This window comes from Pseudalkalibacillus berkeleyi, from assembly GCF_021608225.1.
Lineage (GTDB): Bacteria > Bacillota > Bacilli > Bacillales > Fictibacillaceae > Pseudalkalibacillus > Pseudalkalibacillus berkeleyi.
The window spans coordinates 117,582-133,784 of record NZ_JAKIJS010000002.1 but is presented as its reverse complement, the minus strand read 5'-3'; the positions used below and the strand labels follow the sequence as shown (position 1 = coordinate 133,784).

Genomic DNA, 16,203 nt, shown 5'->3' with positions numbered 1-16,203 from the left:
CAAATGTTTGATTGAATTGCAAATCCCTTGATACAACTACGATTAGGTCGATTAAACAAATGTTTGATTGACGAATTAAAAATATTGTCGAGACAATATTTTACTCCTTCTCTTTAAATTCACCGATTTCAGTATCCTTAAACAAAACCACAAACAATTCATTTAATATGTTAATATTTGTAATAAACAGAACGGAAAGGATGAGTATGATCAAAAAGTACTTTGGACTATTTTCATTGATTATTGTCTGCTTTGTCATTGGATACTTTATTACTTACTGGGTGACTTATTCAAGTGAAGTATTAGCTATGAGATTGGTTACGATCCTCGGACTAGGCGTAGCATTAACTTTGGCAATATTAAGTAAAAATGGCTGGGTAAAAACTTTGTCTATCAGTTTGATTGTCATTTTCGGTGTCCCTTACTTCATAATCATCGAATTCGGACGAATTTTCATAAAGTACTTTTGAACATAAAAAATCGACACCTTTGGAGTGTCGATTTTTTTATTACTCGTTTTCAGGTTGTTCCTGGTCCTCGTCAGTACTATCTTCAACGTCAAGCTGATCGCGATTATAGTAAGCATCTACAATGTCTCCGGCGATATCTTTATTGACGGCACCACCACTTGCGTTAGGAAGTACTACAGAGAATGCAACTTCTGGATTATCGTAAGGTGCATATCCAATAAAGGTTAAATTATATTTACCTGGACCTTTAATCTGTGCTGTACCAGTCTTTCCTGCTATTTTCGTACCACTTAATTGTTTGGCAGTTCCCCTAGCTCCATGTGTAACCAAGTAAAATCCATCTTGAACTCGTTTAATTTCTTCATCAGTATTGTCAACACGATTTATGACGTTTGTGTCAAATTTAGAAACTAATGACCCAAGCTCATCCGTACCCGTTGAATAACGAACTTCTTTTAATAAATGGGGTTGTACTCTGTATCCCCCATTAGCTATTACTGATGCATACTGAGCCATTTGAATTGGAGTGTACGTATCAAACTGGCCAATAGAATAATGCAACAAGTTCCCTGGTGAGTCATATGGAATATTTCCTATAAACCCTAGTGCTTCATCTGGTAAGTCTATACCCGTTTTCACACCTAATCCAACAGAACTGTACACATCCCTGAGCTTTTGAAACGTTTTCTCAAATTTTGTGCCATATGTTACACGGGCTTTGTATGTTCCACCAGCATTAGCAAATGAAAATCCTGCATGCGTACCAACCCCAATACCCATATAAATATTGGATGATTGTTCTAGAGCATGAATATCATTTACAGTACCAATATTTTGGGTATAAGAACGAAAGTTACCGGAACTGGGTAGATCAATCATCTTATCGTTAATATAAGGAGCAGCTCCCATCTGATGGATAGCAAGGACGGTTGCACCCTTTACTGTAGATCCCATTTCAAATGCGCTTTGTAGGGTTTTGTACGAATCATCCTTAAATTTTCCGCCATCGAGCTTTCGACCAACCATCGCAAGAACTTCGCCTGAGTTTGGCTCCATCATAACAACATATGCACTCGTTACCGGTCCATCTTTTCGAGCTTTTAGAATACTCTTATCCAATATATCCGCGATTTCTTTTTGTAATTTCATATCAATTGAAAGAACAAGATCATGTCCTCTACTACCAGGTGTAACAATTGGAGAACCAATTGGCTGCCCAGACTTCGTCGTTGTAAAGGTATACGTTTTGTCTTTTCCACTCAAAATGCCTTCATATTGCTTTTCCAAATGCGTCGTTCCGACTTGATCATTTCTCGCATAACCTCTCAGCAGAAAATGATCGATTGATTCAGCTGGAATGTCTTTAATCTTACCAAAAAAGAATTCATTTCCTTCTGGGTACGTTCGTTCTGCTGTGGAGGATATTCCGAAACGTCCTTCGAGTTCGCCAAGGTGCTCCCCAATGACAGCCATCTCGATTTCTGTCAGGTCTTTTTTAATAAAACTAACTTCAAGGTTAGTAGATTTGTCTAGCTCTCTTTTTATAGCAAGGATTTCTAAGTTCCTTGATTCTTCTATTGATGTGAGTTGATCAACTTCTAGATCTTCATTGGTTTCAGCGTGAAACACGCCTACTTCCTTCAGATCTTCATCCGTTATACGATCTAAAACCATTTTATATAATTCTTTATCTTCTATTTTCTTATCTTCATCTTCTGGATCTCGCTCTTCTTTTGTTAGTTTAAGTTCGTAAGCTTTTTGAATCCCTTTTTTTACAATCCAGAAATCTTCTCGATCTCGTGTTGTGATCTTATCAACTGGCATTGAAATTAATGGGGCAAGCTTTTCAGCATATCGCATATGTTCCTCATGTCCTGTTCCTTGCACACGTATATAAGTTAAAGCAAATGAAGGGATATTAGAGACGATTAGCTGTCCATTGCGATCGAACATTTTTCCTCTTTCGGTTTGGACTGATGCTACAATGTTCTTTGTGAGCTCAGATTGTGTTCGAAAATGCTCACCGTTGACAATTTGTATAAACCCTAACCGAATGATAAGTACAGTGAATAACAGAAACACGACTAAGAATAGTAGATTCAACCTCGCTGGAAGAAACCTCTTCCTATTTTTCTTTTGCTCCATGTTATCCATAATACTTCTCCCCTTTTGCTCATGATGCCTAACCCCACGAAGATGTTGGTATCTATTCCAATTATTTCATAAAAACACAATAAAAGAAACTGCTCTTTAGGAGCAGTTTCTAACAAATTTGGGTCTATTTTTTTGTACATCTACATTCTTCTTATGTATGCATATTTTTACGCAAAGAATGTGGGATTGCCTGTTGGGTCGCCCACATTCAACTTCTGTTTAGTGCGTTAAGTTTCTAGTTTTACTAATCCATATTTAGCTACTGGTTCATTGCTTTGTTTCGCCCACCATTGGTTTCCATGGTCAAAATGCCACCATTCAGCTGGGTAGTTCGTGAATCCAGATGTCGTCATGACATGTTGGAGAAGTCTGCGATTTTTCATAAATGTTTCTTCATCTTCAGTCAAATCTTCGGTGTTATTCTTCTCTTCATAAAATTTGGTCCATGCGCTATTTGTAAATTCATCAAATTCGGTTCCCATTTGAAGCTGATCACCGTTAGAGTCCACGATTGTCACATCAACAGCCCCACCAGTAAAGTGAGGTGCTGGGGACTCTTCATCTTCATTTGGATAAGATACAAATTGACGAGCACTTTCAATCAACCGTTCTTCTGAAAATTCTGGAAAATCATTAGACAGCTGATTCACGTATGCGTCATAGAGCTGGCTTTGAACCGAAAAAGGTCGCCACCCATCCCATATCATCAGTTTATATCCGTTGGGGAGTTTCCGTGCTGCTTCAACCAACATGATCGCTACTTCTCTACGGACATAGCAATCATTCAATGCCCCTACGATTCCCTTTTCATGATATTGAGGTTTCACGAGTAGTAAGCCAGAGTCGATACTTTGCATAGAAACTAATTCTTCCTTATTTTCATGAATCGGAATTTTCTTCCAATCCTGTAATGGGTGGACATGCGGTAAAGGATTGTCGTTTCGGTTCATTGAAAAGCCTCCATTCTAAAAGCTTATTAGTCTTCTAAGACAAAACAGAAGTTCAATCAATAAAGTATTCGAGCAGCATATGAGGATTTTGTTGGTGAAACCATATTGTGGTAGTTACTACAAGATTATCACTTTAAGCGCAATTTAAAAAGGGACAGCCCGTCATTGGGCATATCCCTTAAAAGTGTCATTGTTAAATTGCGAACTATGAATTAGATCCTAATTTACTCTTTGTGCCTCCGCCTTTTGCACCACCGCTATGGAGTGCGAAAAGATTGGAATCTACAGAGAACGTCAGCGATTCACGTTCGCGTTGTCTTTTCAGCGCAATTTGAATCATATCTGAAGTTAACTGTTGGAATGACTTGCCTGTCGGCTCCCAAAGATAGAATGATAGAGATCCAGGAATCGTATTGATTTCATTCACATAGACAGCGTCCGAATTCTGATCGATTAAGAAATCAATTCGAGACACACCTGCACAACCAAGAATTTGGAATGTATCTTTCGCCAATTGTTGTACTTGAGAAGTCATTTCATCAGACATGTCAGCAGGAATCTTGCGGTTGGTGCTTTCCATACCTTTAGAAGCTCCACCGCCTTTAGAATTGCCTCCACCGGATTGATACTTATCTTGATACGTAAGAATGTCCGTACTACTAAGCACTTCTTCACAAACAGAACTCTCTGCTTCCTCATAGTCTCCAAGGACCGAACAGTTAACCTCTTTCAAGTTCGTAACCATCTTTTCAACGACAATTTTTGTCGCAAATTCCATCGCAAGTTCAACCGCTTCCTCAAGCTCTTCTCTGTTTGTCGCTTTACTAATTCCGACACTAGATCCAAGGTTTGCAGGTTTAACAATTACAGGATAGTTAAGCTCTTGTTCAATCTTCTCTACAAGTGCATCTTGATCGTTCAACCACTTTGTGGAGTAGAACCAGTGGTAATCGAGTATCGGCACACCTGAGTCACGTAAAATTTGCTTCATCATGACTTTATCCATTCCGACCGCAGACGAGAATACGTCACAGCCTACATATGGAATGCTATTCAGTTCGAAGAAACCTTGTAGAATTCCGTCTTCCCCATACGTACCGTGAATAACAGGGAACGCAACATCGATGTTCGTAATAAATTTTTTACCGAACATGCCCGTTGTATGACGGTTGATGACGGGTCGCCCTTGTTCATTCGTTGTAATGATAATTCGCTCACATTGTTTTAGTAGATCGTCTACGTTTTTATAATTCTCGATATCAAGTAAAGCTTCACCTGTATACCAATTTTTATTTTTACTAATATAGATCGGAATCGGCTCATACTGATCCTGGTCCATTGCATTGATCGCTTGTAAGGCGGATATGACAGATACTTCGTGTTCGACGGATACGCCGCCAAAAAAGACACCAACATTAACCTTCATTTACTCCAACCCCTATTCATTAAATGTATCTGGAAGGTCGTTCTCAATAAGCACGACCGTTTTCTCTTTTGCAATCTCATTCATTTTCGCAATTGCATCATCTAAGTTTTGAGCAACATAATATTGACTCTCTGGATATTGCTCTTCTTTCAAACCATCCTGCAATGGAATAGTCTGCTTTTTACCTACAAGAATAATGTAATCACAAACACTTGTCGCGTGTTGTCCGAGCTTCTTGTTTAAATTGTACTCCTCTTCACCAAGTTCAATCATACCTGGAGTAATGAGTACTTTATAGCCGTCCATTTGTCCGAGAACTTCTAGCGCCATTTTCGATCCAACTGGATTGGAGTTGAACGCATCATCAATAATCGTAATATTAGCTGAATGTTTCTTGATCTCCATACGGTGTTCAACCGGTTGGATTTTCTTTGCAGCAACAGAGATCTTCTTTTCTGGAACACCAAGCTCAGAAGCCGTAGCAACTGCTGATAAAATATTATATATGTTGTGTTCACCCAGTAACTTAGTTTGAATCTCAATGGTAGTACCATCCTTCTTTACAACAGTAAAGGAAGTACCTTTGTTAGAAACACGAATGTTCTCAGCTTTGTAATCTAGGTCAACTGCATAAATGCCGTAATAGACGATACGTGCATTTGTTTGTGGCTTTCTTGACATGATGTTCTTATCGTCTTTATTTAAAAATCCAATCCCATCATCAGGAAGGCTATCGATTAATTCATATTTCGTTTTCTTAATGTTATCAAGCGATTTGAATGTTTCTAAATGTTGTTCACCAATCGCTGTCAAAATACCATACTTTTGGTGGACGAGGTCACAAATCTCTTGAATATCATTTTCTTGCTTCGCTCCCATTTCTGCAATAAAGAAATTATGGAACGGACGTAGCATATTACGGACGGTAATAGTAACACCAAGCTTTGTGTTATAGCTCTCAGGTGTCATAAGAACATTCGAGTGGGAAGACAAAATCGTGTTTAGAATATGCTTCACACTTGTTTTCCCGTAGCTTCCTGTAATCCCAATTACCTCAGTATTTTTCGACTCGTTAATGATTCGTTCTGCATCGTTAAAATAGCCTTGTGCAATCTTCTTCTCAATTGGTGAGTTAATTGTATTTGCAAGCAACACGACATAATAAGAAACAATCGTTAAAGCAACATATGTGAAGAGTAATGGTACAAGTTCTACTTGATAAATGAGTTCAAAATAATAGCTTAAGCCTGCAATTAATGCAACAAGAATGACAGTCGTCCCCATTAATCGTCTTACACGAGCTGTAACGACAAGCTTCTTCTTCTCTTTCCCTGTTTCTCTGAGCAGATACAAGATTAAGTAAAGGGCGATGAATAGTAGGATAGCAACATTATCCAAGAAGTTCACAAAAGCAATAAGCGCCGTTATGAGTGGGATAAAATCACGCTTTTTGAAAACGCGTTTGCGATTTTCTTTCATCCACTTCACATAACGCTCATTTCGGTATGAGTTCTGCTGTAACATATGGATTGCCTTACGCAATCGGGACCAAGTATAAAGCCCCCAAAAGACCACCCCAATGATAAATAAGAGACTAAGCATCTTTCCACTCCTTATCCTTTTCAAGGAAGTTATCAATAATGACTAGAAATTCATTTAACTTTTCTAAGTAAGAATAATGACCGACACCTTTTAAGACGACGAGTCCTGCATTCGGAATTGCTTTTTCCATAATCTCCGCATCTCCAACAGGTGTTGCCGTATCGTTCTCTCCCCATACGAGGAGTGTAGGTGCTTTAATTTCAGGCATGAAACGTTGTAGGTCTTCATTGACGACTTTGACCATTGTCTGCTGCATAACCCCAGACACGTTTTTATAGTCGGCAGAACCTAATTTACCTTTTACCTTAGTAAGAATTTCTTCTTTATGGCCTTTCAATCCTGGCAAGTTTAGAAGTTTTTTAAACGTCTTATACGTATATACTTTGTAATAATAGCTTAATTTACGCTTCGGTTTTACACCGGCACTGTCTACTAAGATAATTTTATGGACAGGATGATGCGCCGCATAACGAATGGACACTCTTCCGCCAAAAGAATGTCCAACTAGTATTGGATCTTCTATGTTCAAATCAGTAATAAATTTTCGAAGCATATTCGTATAAGCTTCAACATCCCACGGTTCAGGAGGCTCTTCGCTTTCCCCGAACCCAGGAAAATCAATGGAATACACTTTAAAGTGTTTTTCTAAATTATTATGAACAGGCTCAAAGCTTTTCAAGCTTGTTCCCCAACCGTGCAATAGCAGAATACTTCTACCCTCTCCTGAAACACGGTAGTTAACACTAACGCCTCCAATATCAATCTTCATCTATAATAACGCTCCTTAGTATCAAATAAATTTATTTATAACCGTTACCTTTTTCTAATAACGGAATAATGCTATAGGTTTATTTTCGTTTAATTTTACTTTATCGTCATCTTATTTATATTATCACAACTGATGCTTCTAATGACATCTACAAGGGTGAATTTTCGCCTCTATCTCAATATATTTCAATAGCCTAAAAGTGGCACAATCAAACCAAATTTGCCAATTACATTCTATAATGTTCGTAATCAGCTGATTTTTTAAGTAGTCACCTTATGAAAAAGTAGCACCTCTTAGTGGTTTGGCATACTGGGGATAGTAAGATCGAACTAAAATGGTCAGATTATGTTGGGAAATGATCAGATTATACCTCGAAATGGCCAGATACTTTCGTGAAATGTCCGGATTATACCTCGAAATGGCCAGATACTTTCGTGAAATGTCCGGATTATACCTCGAAATGTCGAGATTATTACGCGAAATGGCGATATTCCTTCATAGCAATCGTGCCATTTCTTGATTTTATTGATAAAATATATAGAAACAGTCTAAGGAGTGATGAAAGTGAGCAAAAGCAAAGCTTGGAAGAAGCGTAGAAAGCTTGAACGTGAAGGCAGACGCAACCCTGAATGGAACAGAAGCGACTACGCATTAATGGATTTACAAACACGTAAGACGAAAACGAAGAAAGACAAATTGAATCAGAACAAACATAAAGGCCGATTATCTGACCGGAATTTCGATCATGATAATGGCCTTTTAATTTTTCCTTTTCACCTTAGTATTGTTTTTTGAATCGATATATTAAGAAAGCGTGAACGGTCGCCAGTAGTCCATATACAATGCCCAATACTTCCATGAATTGTTCTAAAGATAATGTCATCATCGCTTCTACTATAACTATAGCAACAAAGCCAACAGTGACAAGGATATATGTATAGATACTTGCTTTCCCCATTATTTGTTGACCTCTTTCATCTTTCCCTTCTGTTGCTACAAAGCTGCCAACATAGAATATAGAGAAAGCTAACATAAATGTCGCAATTGTACTAAAGATTGAAATCATTTTTTACCCCCTGATAGATTTACGGATTCCCATCTTCTTGATCTTGATAATAAGTGAAGAGTTCTGTGATATCAGTGTCAAGAACACGAGCGAGTTCAAACGCTAAAATTAGTGATGGATTGTAACGGTTCGCTTCCAAAGAGGAAATGGTTTGTCTACTTACCCCAACCTTCTTGGCCAGGTCCCCCTGTGATAATTTCCGTTCAGCACGACAAACATGTAACCGATTTTCAAGACTGCCTTTCTTTTTCATTTTCACCCCTCATTTCTTAGCTTGAGATAATCGTAATATATTTTTATCAAATTGTCAAAAATATATTACATAAAATTCTGAGCCACCTTTATATACATTAAATAATACGGAGGATTTTGTTAATCTGTTTAACCTCTTGATCAACCATTCCAGTGTTCGGTTTCAAACAGTTGCATCCCTCGTCTCGTCGATGTGGACAGTAAAAGATATCTTTAATGTGTATACCATTTCGTTGTAGTACATCTATCATTTGTTTTGTAATACTCTCGTATCGCTCAAAAGTTATGAATCCTTCATTGATCAAATATTGATTGGTTATGATGATTATTTCATAACCTTTAGACTGAACTTCTTGGAGTGTTTCAATCGCACCATCCTTGAATTGAGGGTGGGAAACATGCGACCATTGTTCATCAGGATAATCCTCTATGATCGTTCCATCACGGTCAAAGAAAGCTACATTGATTTTGAATCACTCTCCTAACTTCGCTCGTTCTCCTTCAATTCTATGAATATCAATTCGGTCAAATAAAGGTTTTACCTCTTTAATTTGCTTTGGTTCTAACTCAATAAATGACCAATTTGGTTTGAATGCGAGCTGCTCCTGGATTTTTTCTGCGGAAAATGGCAGAAAGGGTGACAATAAGTTTCCGAGATTGGCGATAATTTGTGTACACGTATTGAGTGTAATAGCACATTGATCCGGTGCTTCATTCACCTGTTTCCATGGCTGCCGTTCGTCAAAATACTTATTGCTCGAACGGACCAAATCGAAAATCGCCTCAAGCGCATACTTGAACTCTCCTTTTTCAATTGCTTTTCCAGCTACTGTATATGTGTCTTTCACTTTTTGTATCGCAAATTCATCAGGTTTAGCTTCAGGGATGCAACTACCGTATGATTTCTCTACAAATTTCAGCGTCCGGTTCACAAAGTTACCATACGCCCCTAACAGCTCACTATTGTGGCTATATATAAATTCTCGCCAAGAAAAATCTGCGTCACGTTGTTCGGGCCCATTAATGGCTAGGTAATATCGAATAGAATCTGGATGATAATTTTCTAATAGATCGGGTACCCATACGGCCCAGTTTCGACTCGTTGAAAGCTTCTTTTTCTCAACAGTTAAATACTCACTAGATATGATATGATCCGGTAATTTAAGACCTCCGACACCTTTTAATATCGCTGGCCAAATAATCGAATGAAAAGGGATGTTGTCTTTCCCGTGAACATAATAAGATTTTGTGGAGTCATTCCAGTAATCTCGCCAATCTTTTTCATGTTCCTCTGCCCATTTCATACTAGCAGTTAAATATCCACTTACCGCTTCAATCCAAACGTATATTTTTTTACCTTCAAATCCTTCCATTGGCACTGGTACGCCTAATTCTATATCTCTAGTCGCTGCACGATCCCTCAGACCTTCTGTTAAATAGCGCTTAGTCATTTGAATTGCATTCGTCCGCCACTTTCCAGCATGATCAGCTTCTGCTAAGTATTCATTCAGTCCTGATTGGAAGTTTTTCAAGTTGAAGTAGTAATGCTCTGTTTCCTTGATCACTGGCGTGTTTCCACATAGTTTGCAAATAGGATCAATTAGATCAACTGGATCTAGGATTGTTGAACAGTTTTCACATTGATCGCCTCTTGAATGACTTCCACAGACAGGGCATACCCCTTCTACATAACGATCTGGTAGGAATTGTTCATCTGTCGAACAATAGCTTTGTTTAATTTTCTTCTTGTAACAATGCCCATTACCTACTAGTAATTTGAAAATATGTTGCACTTCTTTATGGTGGTCTGGATGATCCGTTCGAACATACTGATCATAAGTGAATCCTAGCCTGTCAAAGCTCTCCTTGAATTCTGTGTGATATCTGTCGGTAATGACCTTTGCTTCTACACCTTCATTTTTTGCTCTTAAGGCAATCGGAGTACCGTTGCAATCACTCCCTGAAACATATAGCACATCCTCACCTTTAAGCCGGTAATACCTCGCCAATATATCTCCTGGCAATAAACTAGCTAAATGACCTAAATGCAATGACCCGTTCGCATAAGGCCATGCACCTCCGATAAAAACACTCATGTGAATGCCTCCTTTTGTAAAATAAAAAAATCCCCGCCCTAAGACAATTGTCTAAGGACGAGGATTGGTTATCTCGTGGTACCACCTTACTTTACTGAACGTTCACACGGTCAGCCTCATGAAGTACGGAGTGAATGATAATCACACTCTTATACTCTGACATTTTTAACGGATGCCAACTCCCGTCACACCTTACTAGTGCCAATAAACACGTTCAAAGTGAAGTTCAGAGGCCATTTTCAATCCAAAGATATCCGCTTCTTTTCAGCATATCGAAGCTCTCTAGTAGAATGTCTTATAGATCTACTTTCCTCATCATTACTTGGTTATATGATTTATGATAGTATTACAGATTTTGGAACAAATGTAAACATACTAAATAAAAAACCTCCCATAATAGGAGGTGATTTGTTAGGACATACATTTTTGACATGGTTTTTCATTAAATGTTGATTGTGTAGAATTCCAAAATTGGACCCAATAGTAGCTGCTATTCTTTCCGTTGTTCGTGATGACTTTCTGCATAAAGCTTTCTTCTTTAATCCAAGCACACTGGACAGAGTGAATTTTATTGTGATTATGTCCCAATACAATGAAGTACCCAGTTCCTTGTCGCTTGATGTGTTGAAAATCATTTAAGTGTTTGACAAGCCTCATTCTCGTCACCACCTAACAAAGGATTTGCAAGCTAATACTACTATTCCCTATTCATGTCGAAATCCCTTTATTTATCTTGTAATATCGCTCTTAATTTTGACAACATCCGTCCTACTCTGGTCTAAATACCAATTGGATACCGATGACAAATCAATTTGTACGCGTTTCAATGCGACCTTATCAGAAATTATTTCTTCTAATACATCTCCTTTTGGAGAGACCACTATAGAAGGACAGCCTTGATTAAGGTCAGCAACGTTAGAGCCTAGGATGAATCGTTGGTTTTCTGCAGCCCTACTGATCAAATGACTTTTCCAAACTGGTAAACTGTCAACTGAAATGACATTTGTAAGATAAGCGATGAATTGTGCGCCTTCCATACTCAGGAACTTCCACTGCTCAGGAAACCGGATTTCCCTACATAGTTGTATGCCAAAACGTACTACCCCTTGATTAGTCTCCATGTTAAAGATAGGCAGTTGAGAGCCCGCCGTGAATGCGTTTCTTTCGTGAGTTGCTAGGTTTACTTTACGATAAACCTCCATATTTCCATCCGGGGACAAATAAATACCTGCATTAATCCACTTTTCATTTTCACGTAAACTACTGCCAAATATGAGATGGACTTTCCTCATTTTCACTTGTTCAGTAAGGTGATCAAGTGAATCTTGTAGTTGATTGACATCGATTTGGTCTAGAAATCGAAGGTCATGGTCATACCCTGATAAAGCCGCCTCTGGCAAAATGAGCAGCTCTCCTTCTTCAATCTGTCCCATCATATTAAGGATATGAGAAAGGTTCGCTTTCATGTCTAATTGTATTGGCATTTGCCCTATATTCACATTTAAAATCATTTCAATCTCCTCAGTACAATTTCCGATATATTTTATTCTCATAAGATTTGAATGCTGAGCTTTGGTTGATTTTACGTTTTTCCATCAAATGATTGAATCGGATGACTTTTTCATTCAGTCTTTTATTCAGCTCTGACCGCTCGTGTTCATCTTTACAATAGGCAATCAGTTCTTCAAGTGTGACGATGTCTTTTTTCAACTGGACTTCTGGTGGAACAAATCCGGAATTTTTAAGGATTTTGTACCCGATGCGTAGTTCATCTGGCACACCTGCTAAATCATCTTTTGGTAACGGCTTCCCTTTTCCAGGTAAGTTATCAAACTCTCCCCTACGTAAAGCTGCGCGGATTTTCTCTTCCGCCATACCTGCAGAAAAATCCATCCCATCACCTCATTTTAATTGTTACTATAATTTTACCAGAAAATGACTGTCTCTAATGTGACAAAATACGAAAACCACTTCCAAGTGAAAGTGGTTTAATACTGTATAAATTTAGTGATTCTATACTTTTAAAACTTGTGGTGTTTTTGAATCGCTGTTCATCAATCTGTATAGAGTCGGCTTGATTTCAAGTACAATATAATTAGGATCGTTAGGTCCATCAAACCATTTCTCCATATTCTTTGACCAAAGTTTATCTTTTAGATCTTGATCACTTTTAATAGTAGCTGTACCTTCTACTTCAACAAAGGCATCTTTTAAGCCATCCCCATTGTATCCGAGTAGGATATGTACATTTGGATTTTCTTCGATTTCTTCTGTTTTATGCGTGTCTTTATCAGTTGGTGTATAAAGCGTTAAATCGTCATGATGATAGGTCATATAACGTGAGTGCGGTTTGTTGTTCTTAACTGTAGCAAGTGTGCCGAATTTACTTTTATCTAACACATTCAGAATTTTATCTTTAAGATCTTTCTCTGCCATGAAATTTCAGCTCCTTTTTAACTAACCTGTATAGTAATATACCTATAAGAGGCTGAAAATAAACGGACAGTATCTAAATATTCGTCTTCATATAATAACTATGTCGCTGCAGGCGAACTGGCGGCGGAATGATTTTGTTTAATGATCATTGTGATCCCCATAACCATTGCAACTAATTCTTCATTCGACAGTTCATCGGAATTATTGGTCAGTTTGTATGCATCAGATTGAAAGAAATTACTCTTTTTTTCAAAATGAGCAACGATCTGTTCGTTTTGATTCAAAACTCTGTATTCCTTAGAAAAGCCTTCAGAAATGATCAAATATGTGCCACGACCATTTGTTTCATACTCATATTTTTTCGTAAAGAACGACCATTTTTGCCGCAACGTTCCCAGTTCATGTCCAGTTGCATTTGTGACAAACCATTTTCTTGTAAAAAAGCGAAAACGACCCTCAACGACAAGATTATTTGAAGCATCCCACACACTTAAGCTTGATGAAAAAGCACTTTTCAAATCAAGCGTACCGAGTTCACCTTTGTTTTCATCGTAGATCGATGTTTTACCAGCGGAAAAGAAATTATCAGAAAAATAGATCGCATTCGATTTCATCCCATCACCTCTAACCAATCTTACGGTCTAAATCCTATAAAGTTTCACACTTAAGGTCTATAACCGTATCCAAAATTAAAAATAAATGTAAAGATGAAGAACAGACATATAACAATGATAAAAGTGATTGTCCAAACCACCTTCGATAATGGACTTTTCGTGCTCTGAAACCATTTATAAAAGATGTACGAAAAAAGTATTGCTACTGGTATAAAATAGTAATAGGATACATCTCCTACCCATTTTGAGTTTTTGTCCCAGTAGAGATCGGGAACAGGTACATCATAATACTTGTCATGAATCTTTTCTCGTCCTTGTATGAAGACAACCGTTACAACCGTAAAGTATACATAAATCACAGCTTTCAAATATTTATTAATCGTCTTCAAAAATAAGACTGGAATTAAAATAAATATAAGCATGATAACGAGTCCTTTATATTCCCCACTTAATTCGAGCATCTCATCACCCTCAATTCAGTTTTATACTAAATTATGGAAGTATTATAACGAATCTTGATCTATTAAACTAGTAGGTAGTTAAAATCGGAGTGGTCGAAATGAATTCAGTATTCCAGCCAGAGCATCAAAAGAATTTCATTATCTTTTCCATGTCTCATCTTTTTATGATTGCGCTCATGTTCTTAGTCATATTAACTTTCATAGTGTTTAGGCAATCATTGAGAAGTAATGGGAAGGTGCGTTACATGATTAGATGGGGCTTCTTTTCTGTACTCATCCTTTCCGAGGCAAGCTATCAAATTTGGAGTGTCGTCCATGCAGTATGGGATCCTCGATTTCAGCTCCCTCTTCAGCTCTGTTCAATTAGCTCATTCGTTGTGCTTTATTTCTTACTGAAACCAACTCCTTCTAGGTTCCAGCTTGTTTACTTTATCGCCTTACTACCGCCATTGTTAGCGATTATTACGCCAGATTTATTGTACAATAGTCCGCATTATCGCTTCTTCCAATTTTTCATCCATCATATATCTTTAGTTAGCGTTGTTTTCTTTTACATTATCGTTGAAAAATTTCGCCCAAAGTTCAAATCAATTCTAATCGCATTTATGTTCATCAATCTTATCGCTTTACCAATATCATTCGTCAATCAATCAATTGGTTCCAATTATATGTTCCTTGAAGGTCCACCTTCATCAAATACATTACTAAGTCTGTTCGGCACTGGTTACTCGTATTTAATTAAATTGGAGATTGTAACAATCACTGCATTCTTCTTGACCTACGTACCATTTTTACTTAAGAATTTGCATATAAAACACGAACGAAAAAATGATTTCAATTTGTAAGACTTCTTTATTGTCATTTAGAAGGAATGGGACTAAAATTGTTCTAGCTGAATGGAATTTCCATCAAGAATCGAGGTCCTTTATCATGACTGAAATAGAAAAGAAAGATCATGCTGCTGGTATTGCCGCAGGAGCTGGAGCCTACATACTATGGGGGATTTTACCTTTATATTGGAAGCTGATCGATTATGTACCTTCCGAGGAGATCCTTGCACACCGCATGATTTGGTCTTTCGCTTTCATGTTAATTGTTTTGTTGGTTTTACGAAGAACAAAGAAGTTCGTCCAAGAGTTGAAGGATTTAATCTCCAATCAAAAGAAATTAGTTGGTTTGACCTTAGCTGCTATATTCATCACGATCAACTGGTACACCTATATTTGGGCGGTCAATAACAACCATGTCGTTGAAGCGAGTTTAGGTTATTATATTAACCCACTCGTCAGTGTCCTCTTAGGCATAATCGTTTTAAAAGAACGCCTTTCATTTTGGCAAATCGTTTCGTTTATCCTAGCAACAATCGGTGTCTTGAACTTAACGATACACTTCGGTGATGTTCCATGGGTCGCGATTGCATTAGCACTCAGCTTCGGTCTTTATGGATTGTTGAAAAAGATGACGGCACTTGGTGCATTGACTGGATTGACAATTGAGACCATGCTGATTACGCCAATTGCGTTGTTATATGTAAGTTTCCTAGTCAAAGATGGTACGAATTCTTTCGTTTTATCGGATCCAAGTACTTCCATGATCTTGTTAGGAGCAGGTATCGTGACTGCCATTCCATTGTTGTTATTCGCAACCGGAGCAAATCGGATTTCGCTATCGATGATTGGGTTTCTACAATACTTTGCCCCGACAATCATGCTCTTTATCGGTGTATTCTTATATCACGAAACATTCTCACAAGTGCATCTCACTTCGTTCATATTCATCTGGATTGCATTAGCGATTTTCACACTTGGAAACACGAAACTATTAGCACGATTTGAACCTAGACTTTCAAAAACAAAATCATACAACCACTAATCTATAGCGAAAGCCGGTCCCCCTATGAAGGGATA

19 protein-coding genes and 1 other annotated feature are annotated in these 16,203 nt (G+C 37.8%); of the genes, 4 read left to right on the top strand and 15 right to left on the bottom strand.

Annotation, left to right across the window (positions count from 1 at the left end; genetic code table 11):
* Positions 1 to 206 precede the first annotated feature (206 nt).
* Positions 207 to 470 carry a hypothetical protein gene (locus L2716_RS16130; protein WP_236338031.1) on the top strand — a complete coding sequence of 88 codons (264 nt, stop codon included), beginning with the start codon at positions 207 to 209 and terminating at the stop codon, positions 468 to 470.
* Positions 471 to 509: 39 nt separating this feature from the next.
* Here L2716_RS16130 and L2716_RS16125 read toward each other — a convergent pair whose 3' ends face one another.
* From L2716_RS16125 to L2716_RS16105, 5 genes are all read right to left on the bottom strand, one after another.
* Positions 510 to 2,624, bottom strand: a complete 2,115-nt coding sequence (locus tag L2716_RS16125) for a peptidoglycan D,D-transpeptidase FtsI family protein (protein ID WP_236338030.1) — start codon at positions 2,622 to 2,624, stop codon at positions 510 to 512.
* 227 nt (positions 2,625 to 2,851) lie between these two features.
* Positions 2,852 to 3,574, bottom strand: coding sequence for a M15 family metallopeptidase (locus L2716_RS16120; RefSeq protein ID WP_236338029.1), 723 nt, complete (start codon positions 3,572 to 3,574; stop codon positions 2,852 to 2,854).
* Between the two features lie 205 nt (positions 3,575 to 3,779).
* Entirely contained in the window at positions 3,780 to 5,000 is a 1,221-nt protein-coding gene (locus L2716_RS16115) for a D-alanine--D-alanine ligase family protein (protein ID WP_236338028.1), read from the bottom strand.
* Positions 5,001 to 5,012: 12 nt separating this feature from the next.
* The gene (locus L2716_RS16110) at positions 5,013 to 6,602 is read right to left on the bottom strand and encodes a UDP-N-acetylmuramoyl-tripeptide--D-alanyl-D-alanine ligase (RefSeq protein ID WP_236338027.1); all 1,590 of its coding nucleotides are present in this window, start codon (positions 6,600 to 6,602) and stop codon (positions 5,013 to 5,015) included.
* Positions 6,595 to 7,371 carry an alpha/beta fold hydrolase gene (locus L2716_RS16105; protein ID WP_236338026.1) on the bottom strand — a complete coding sequence of 259 codons (777 nt, stop codon included), beginning with the start codon at positions 7,369 to 7,371 and terminating at the stop codon, positions 6,595 to 6,597. Before L2716_RS16105 ends, L2716_RS16110 begins: the two co-directional genes overlap by 8 nt.
* 564 nt (positions 7,372 to 7,935) lie before the next feature.
* Here L2716_RS16105 and L2716_RS16100 point away from each other — a divergent pair.
* Positions 7,936 to 8,166, top strand: coding sequence for a hypothetical protein (locus tag L2716_RS16100; protein WP_236338025.1), 231 nt, complete (start codon positions 7,936 to 7,938; stop codon positions 8,164 to 8,166).
* Here the strand turns inward: L2716_RS16100 and L2716_RS16095 are convergent.
* The 10 genes from L2716_RS16095 to L2716_RS16050 all read right to left on the bottom strand — a co-directional run bounded on the left by L2716_RS16095 (position 8,150) and on the right by L2716_RS16050 (position 14,296).
* On the bottom strand, positions 8,150 to 8,437 hold the full coding sequence (locus tag L2716_RS16095; RefSeq protein WP_236338024.1) for a DUF3796 domain-containing protein: 288 nt from the start codon (positions 8,435 to 8,437) through the stop codon (positions 8,150 to 8,152). The genes L2716_RS16100 and L2716_RS16095 overlap by 17 nt on opposite strands.
* Positions 8,438 to 8,456: 19 nt before the next feature.
* Positions 8,457 to 8,690, bottom strand: a complete 234-nt coding sequence (locus L2716_RS16090) for a helix-turn-helix transcriptional regulator (RefSeq protein WP_236338023.1) — start codon at positions 8,688 to 8,690, stop codon at positions 8,457 to 8,459.
* A 97-nt stretch (positions 8,691 to 8,787) separates the two neighbouring features.
* A complete protein-coding gene (locus L2716_RS16085; protein WP_329610145.1) occupies positions 8,788 to 9,156 on the bottom strand; it encodes an HAD-IIIA family hydrolase in 369 nt (122 codons plus the stop codon).
* Positions 9,157 to 9,162: 6 nt separating this feature from the next.
* A complete protein-coding gene (metG, locus tag L2716_RS16080; protein WP_236338022.1) occupies positions 9,163 to 10,785 on the bottom strand; it encodes a methionine--tRNA ligase in 1,623 nt (540 codons plus the stop codon).
* Positions 10,786 to 10,835: 50 nt separating this feature from the next.
* Positions 10,836 to 11,113: a binding site (T-box leader), on the bottom strand.
* An 83-nt stretch (positions 11,114 to 11,196) separates the two neighbouring features.
* Positions 11,197 to 11,442: a hypothetical protein gene (locus L2716_RS16075; RefSeq protein WP_236338021.1), complete on the bottom strand. Its 246-nt coding sequence runs from the start codon at positions 11,440 to 11,442 to the stop codon at positions 11,197 to 11,199.
* A gap of 71 nt (positions 11,443 to 11,513) precedes the next feature.
* On the bottom strand, positions 11,514 to 12,296 hold the full coding sequence (locus tag L2716_RS16070; RefSeq protein ID WP_236338020.1) for a carbon-nitrogen hydrolase family protein: 783 nt from the start codon (positions 12,294 to 12,296) through the stop codon (positions 11,514 to 11,516).
* A 10-nt stretch (positions 12,297 to 12,306) separates the two neighbouring features.
* Entirely contained in the window at positions 12,307 to 12,678 is a 372-nt protein-coding gene (locus tag L2716_RS16065) for a DnaJ family domain-containing protein (RefSeq protein WP_236338019.1), read from the bottom strand.
* A gap of 120 nt (positions 12,679 to 12,798) precedes the next feature.
* Positions 12,799 to 13,221, bottom strand: coding sequence for a pyridoxamine 5'-phosphate oxidase family protein (locus tag L2716_RS16060; protein ID WP_236338018.1), 423 nt, complete (start codon positions 13,219 to 13,221; stop codon positions 12,799 to 12,801).
* Between the two features lie 98 nt (positions 13,222 to 13,319).
* Positions 13,320 to 13,835: an LURP-one-related family protein gene (locus L2716_RS16055; protein WP_236338017.1), complete on the bottom strand. Its 516-nt coding sequence runs from the start codon at positions 13,833 to 13,835 to the stop codon at positions 13,320 to 13,322.
* Positions 13,836 to 13,885: 50 nt separating this feature from the next.
* Positions 13,886 to 14,296, bottom strand: coding sequence for a hypothetical protein (locus L2716_RS16050; RefSeq protein ID WP_236338016.1), 411 nt, complete (start codon positions 14,294 to 14,296; stop codon positions 13,886 to 13,888).
* A 98-nt stretch (positions 14,297 to 14,394) separates the two neighbouring features.
* On the opposite strand from L2716_RS16050, the gene L2716_RS16045 reads away from it, so the two are divergent.
* Together L2716_RS16045 and rarD are read left to right on the top strand one after the other, a co-directional pair.
* Positions 14,395 to 15,141, top strand: coding sequence for a YwaF family protein (locus L2716_RS16045; protein WP_236338015.1), 747 nt, complete (start codon positions 14,395 to 14,397; stop codon positions 15,139 to 15,141).
* Between the two features lie 85 nt (positions 15,142 to 15,226).
* Positions 15,227 to 16,168, top strand: coding sequence for an EamA family transporter RarD (gene rarD / locus L2716_RS16040; RefSeq protein ID WP_236338014.1), 942 nt, complete (start codon positions 15,227 to 15,229; stop codon positions 16,166 to 16,168).
* Positions 16,169 to 16,203: the final 35 nt, after the last annotated feature.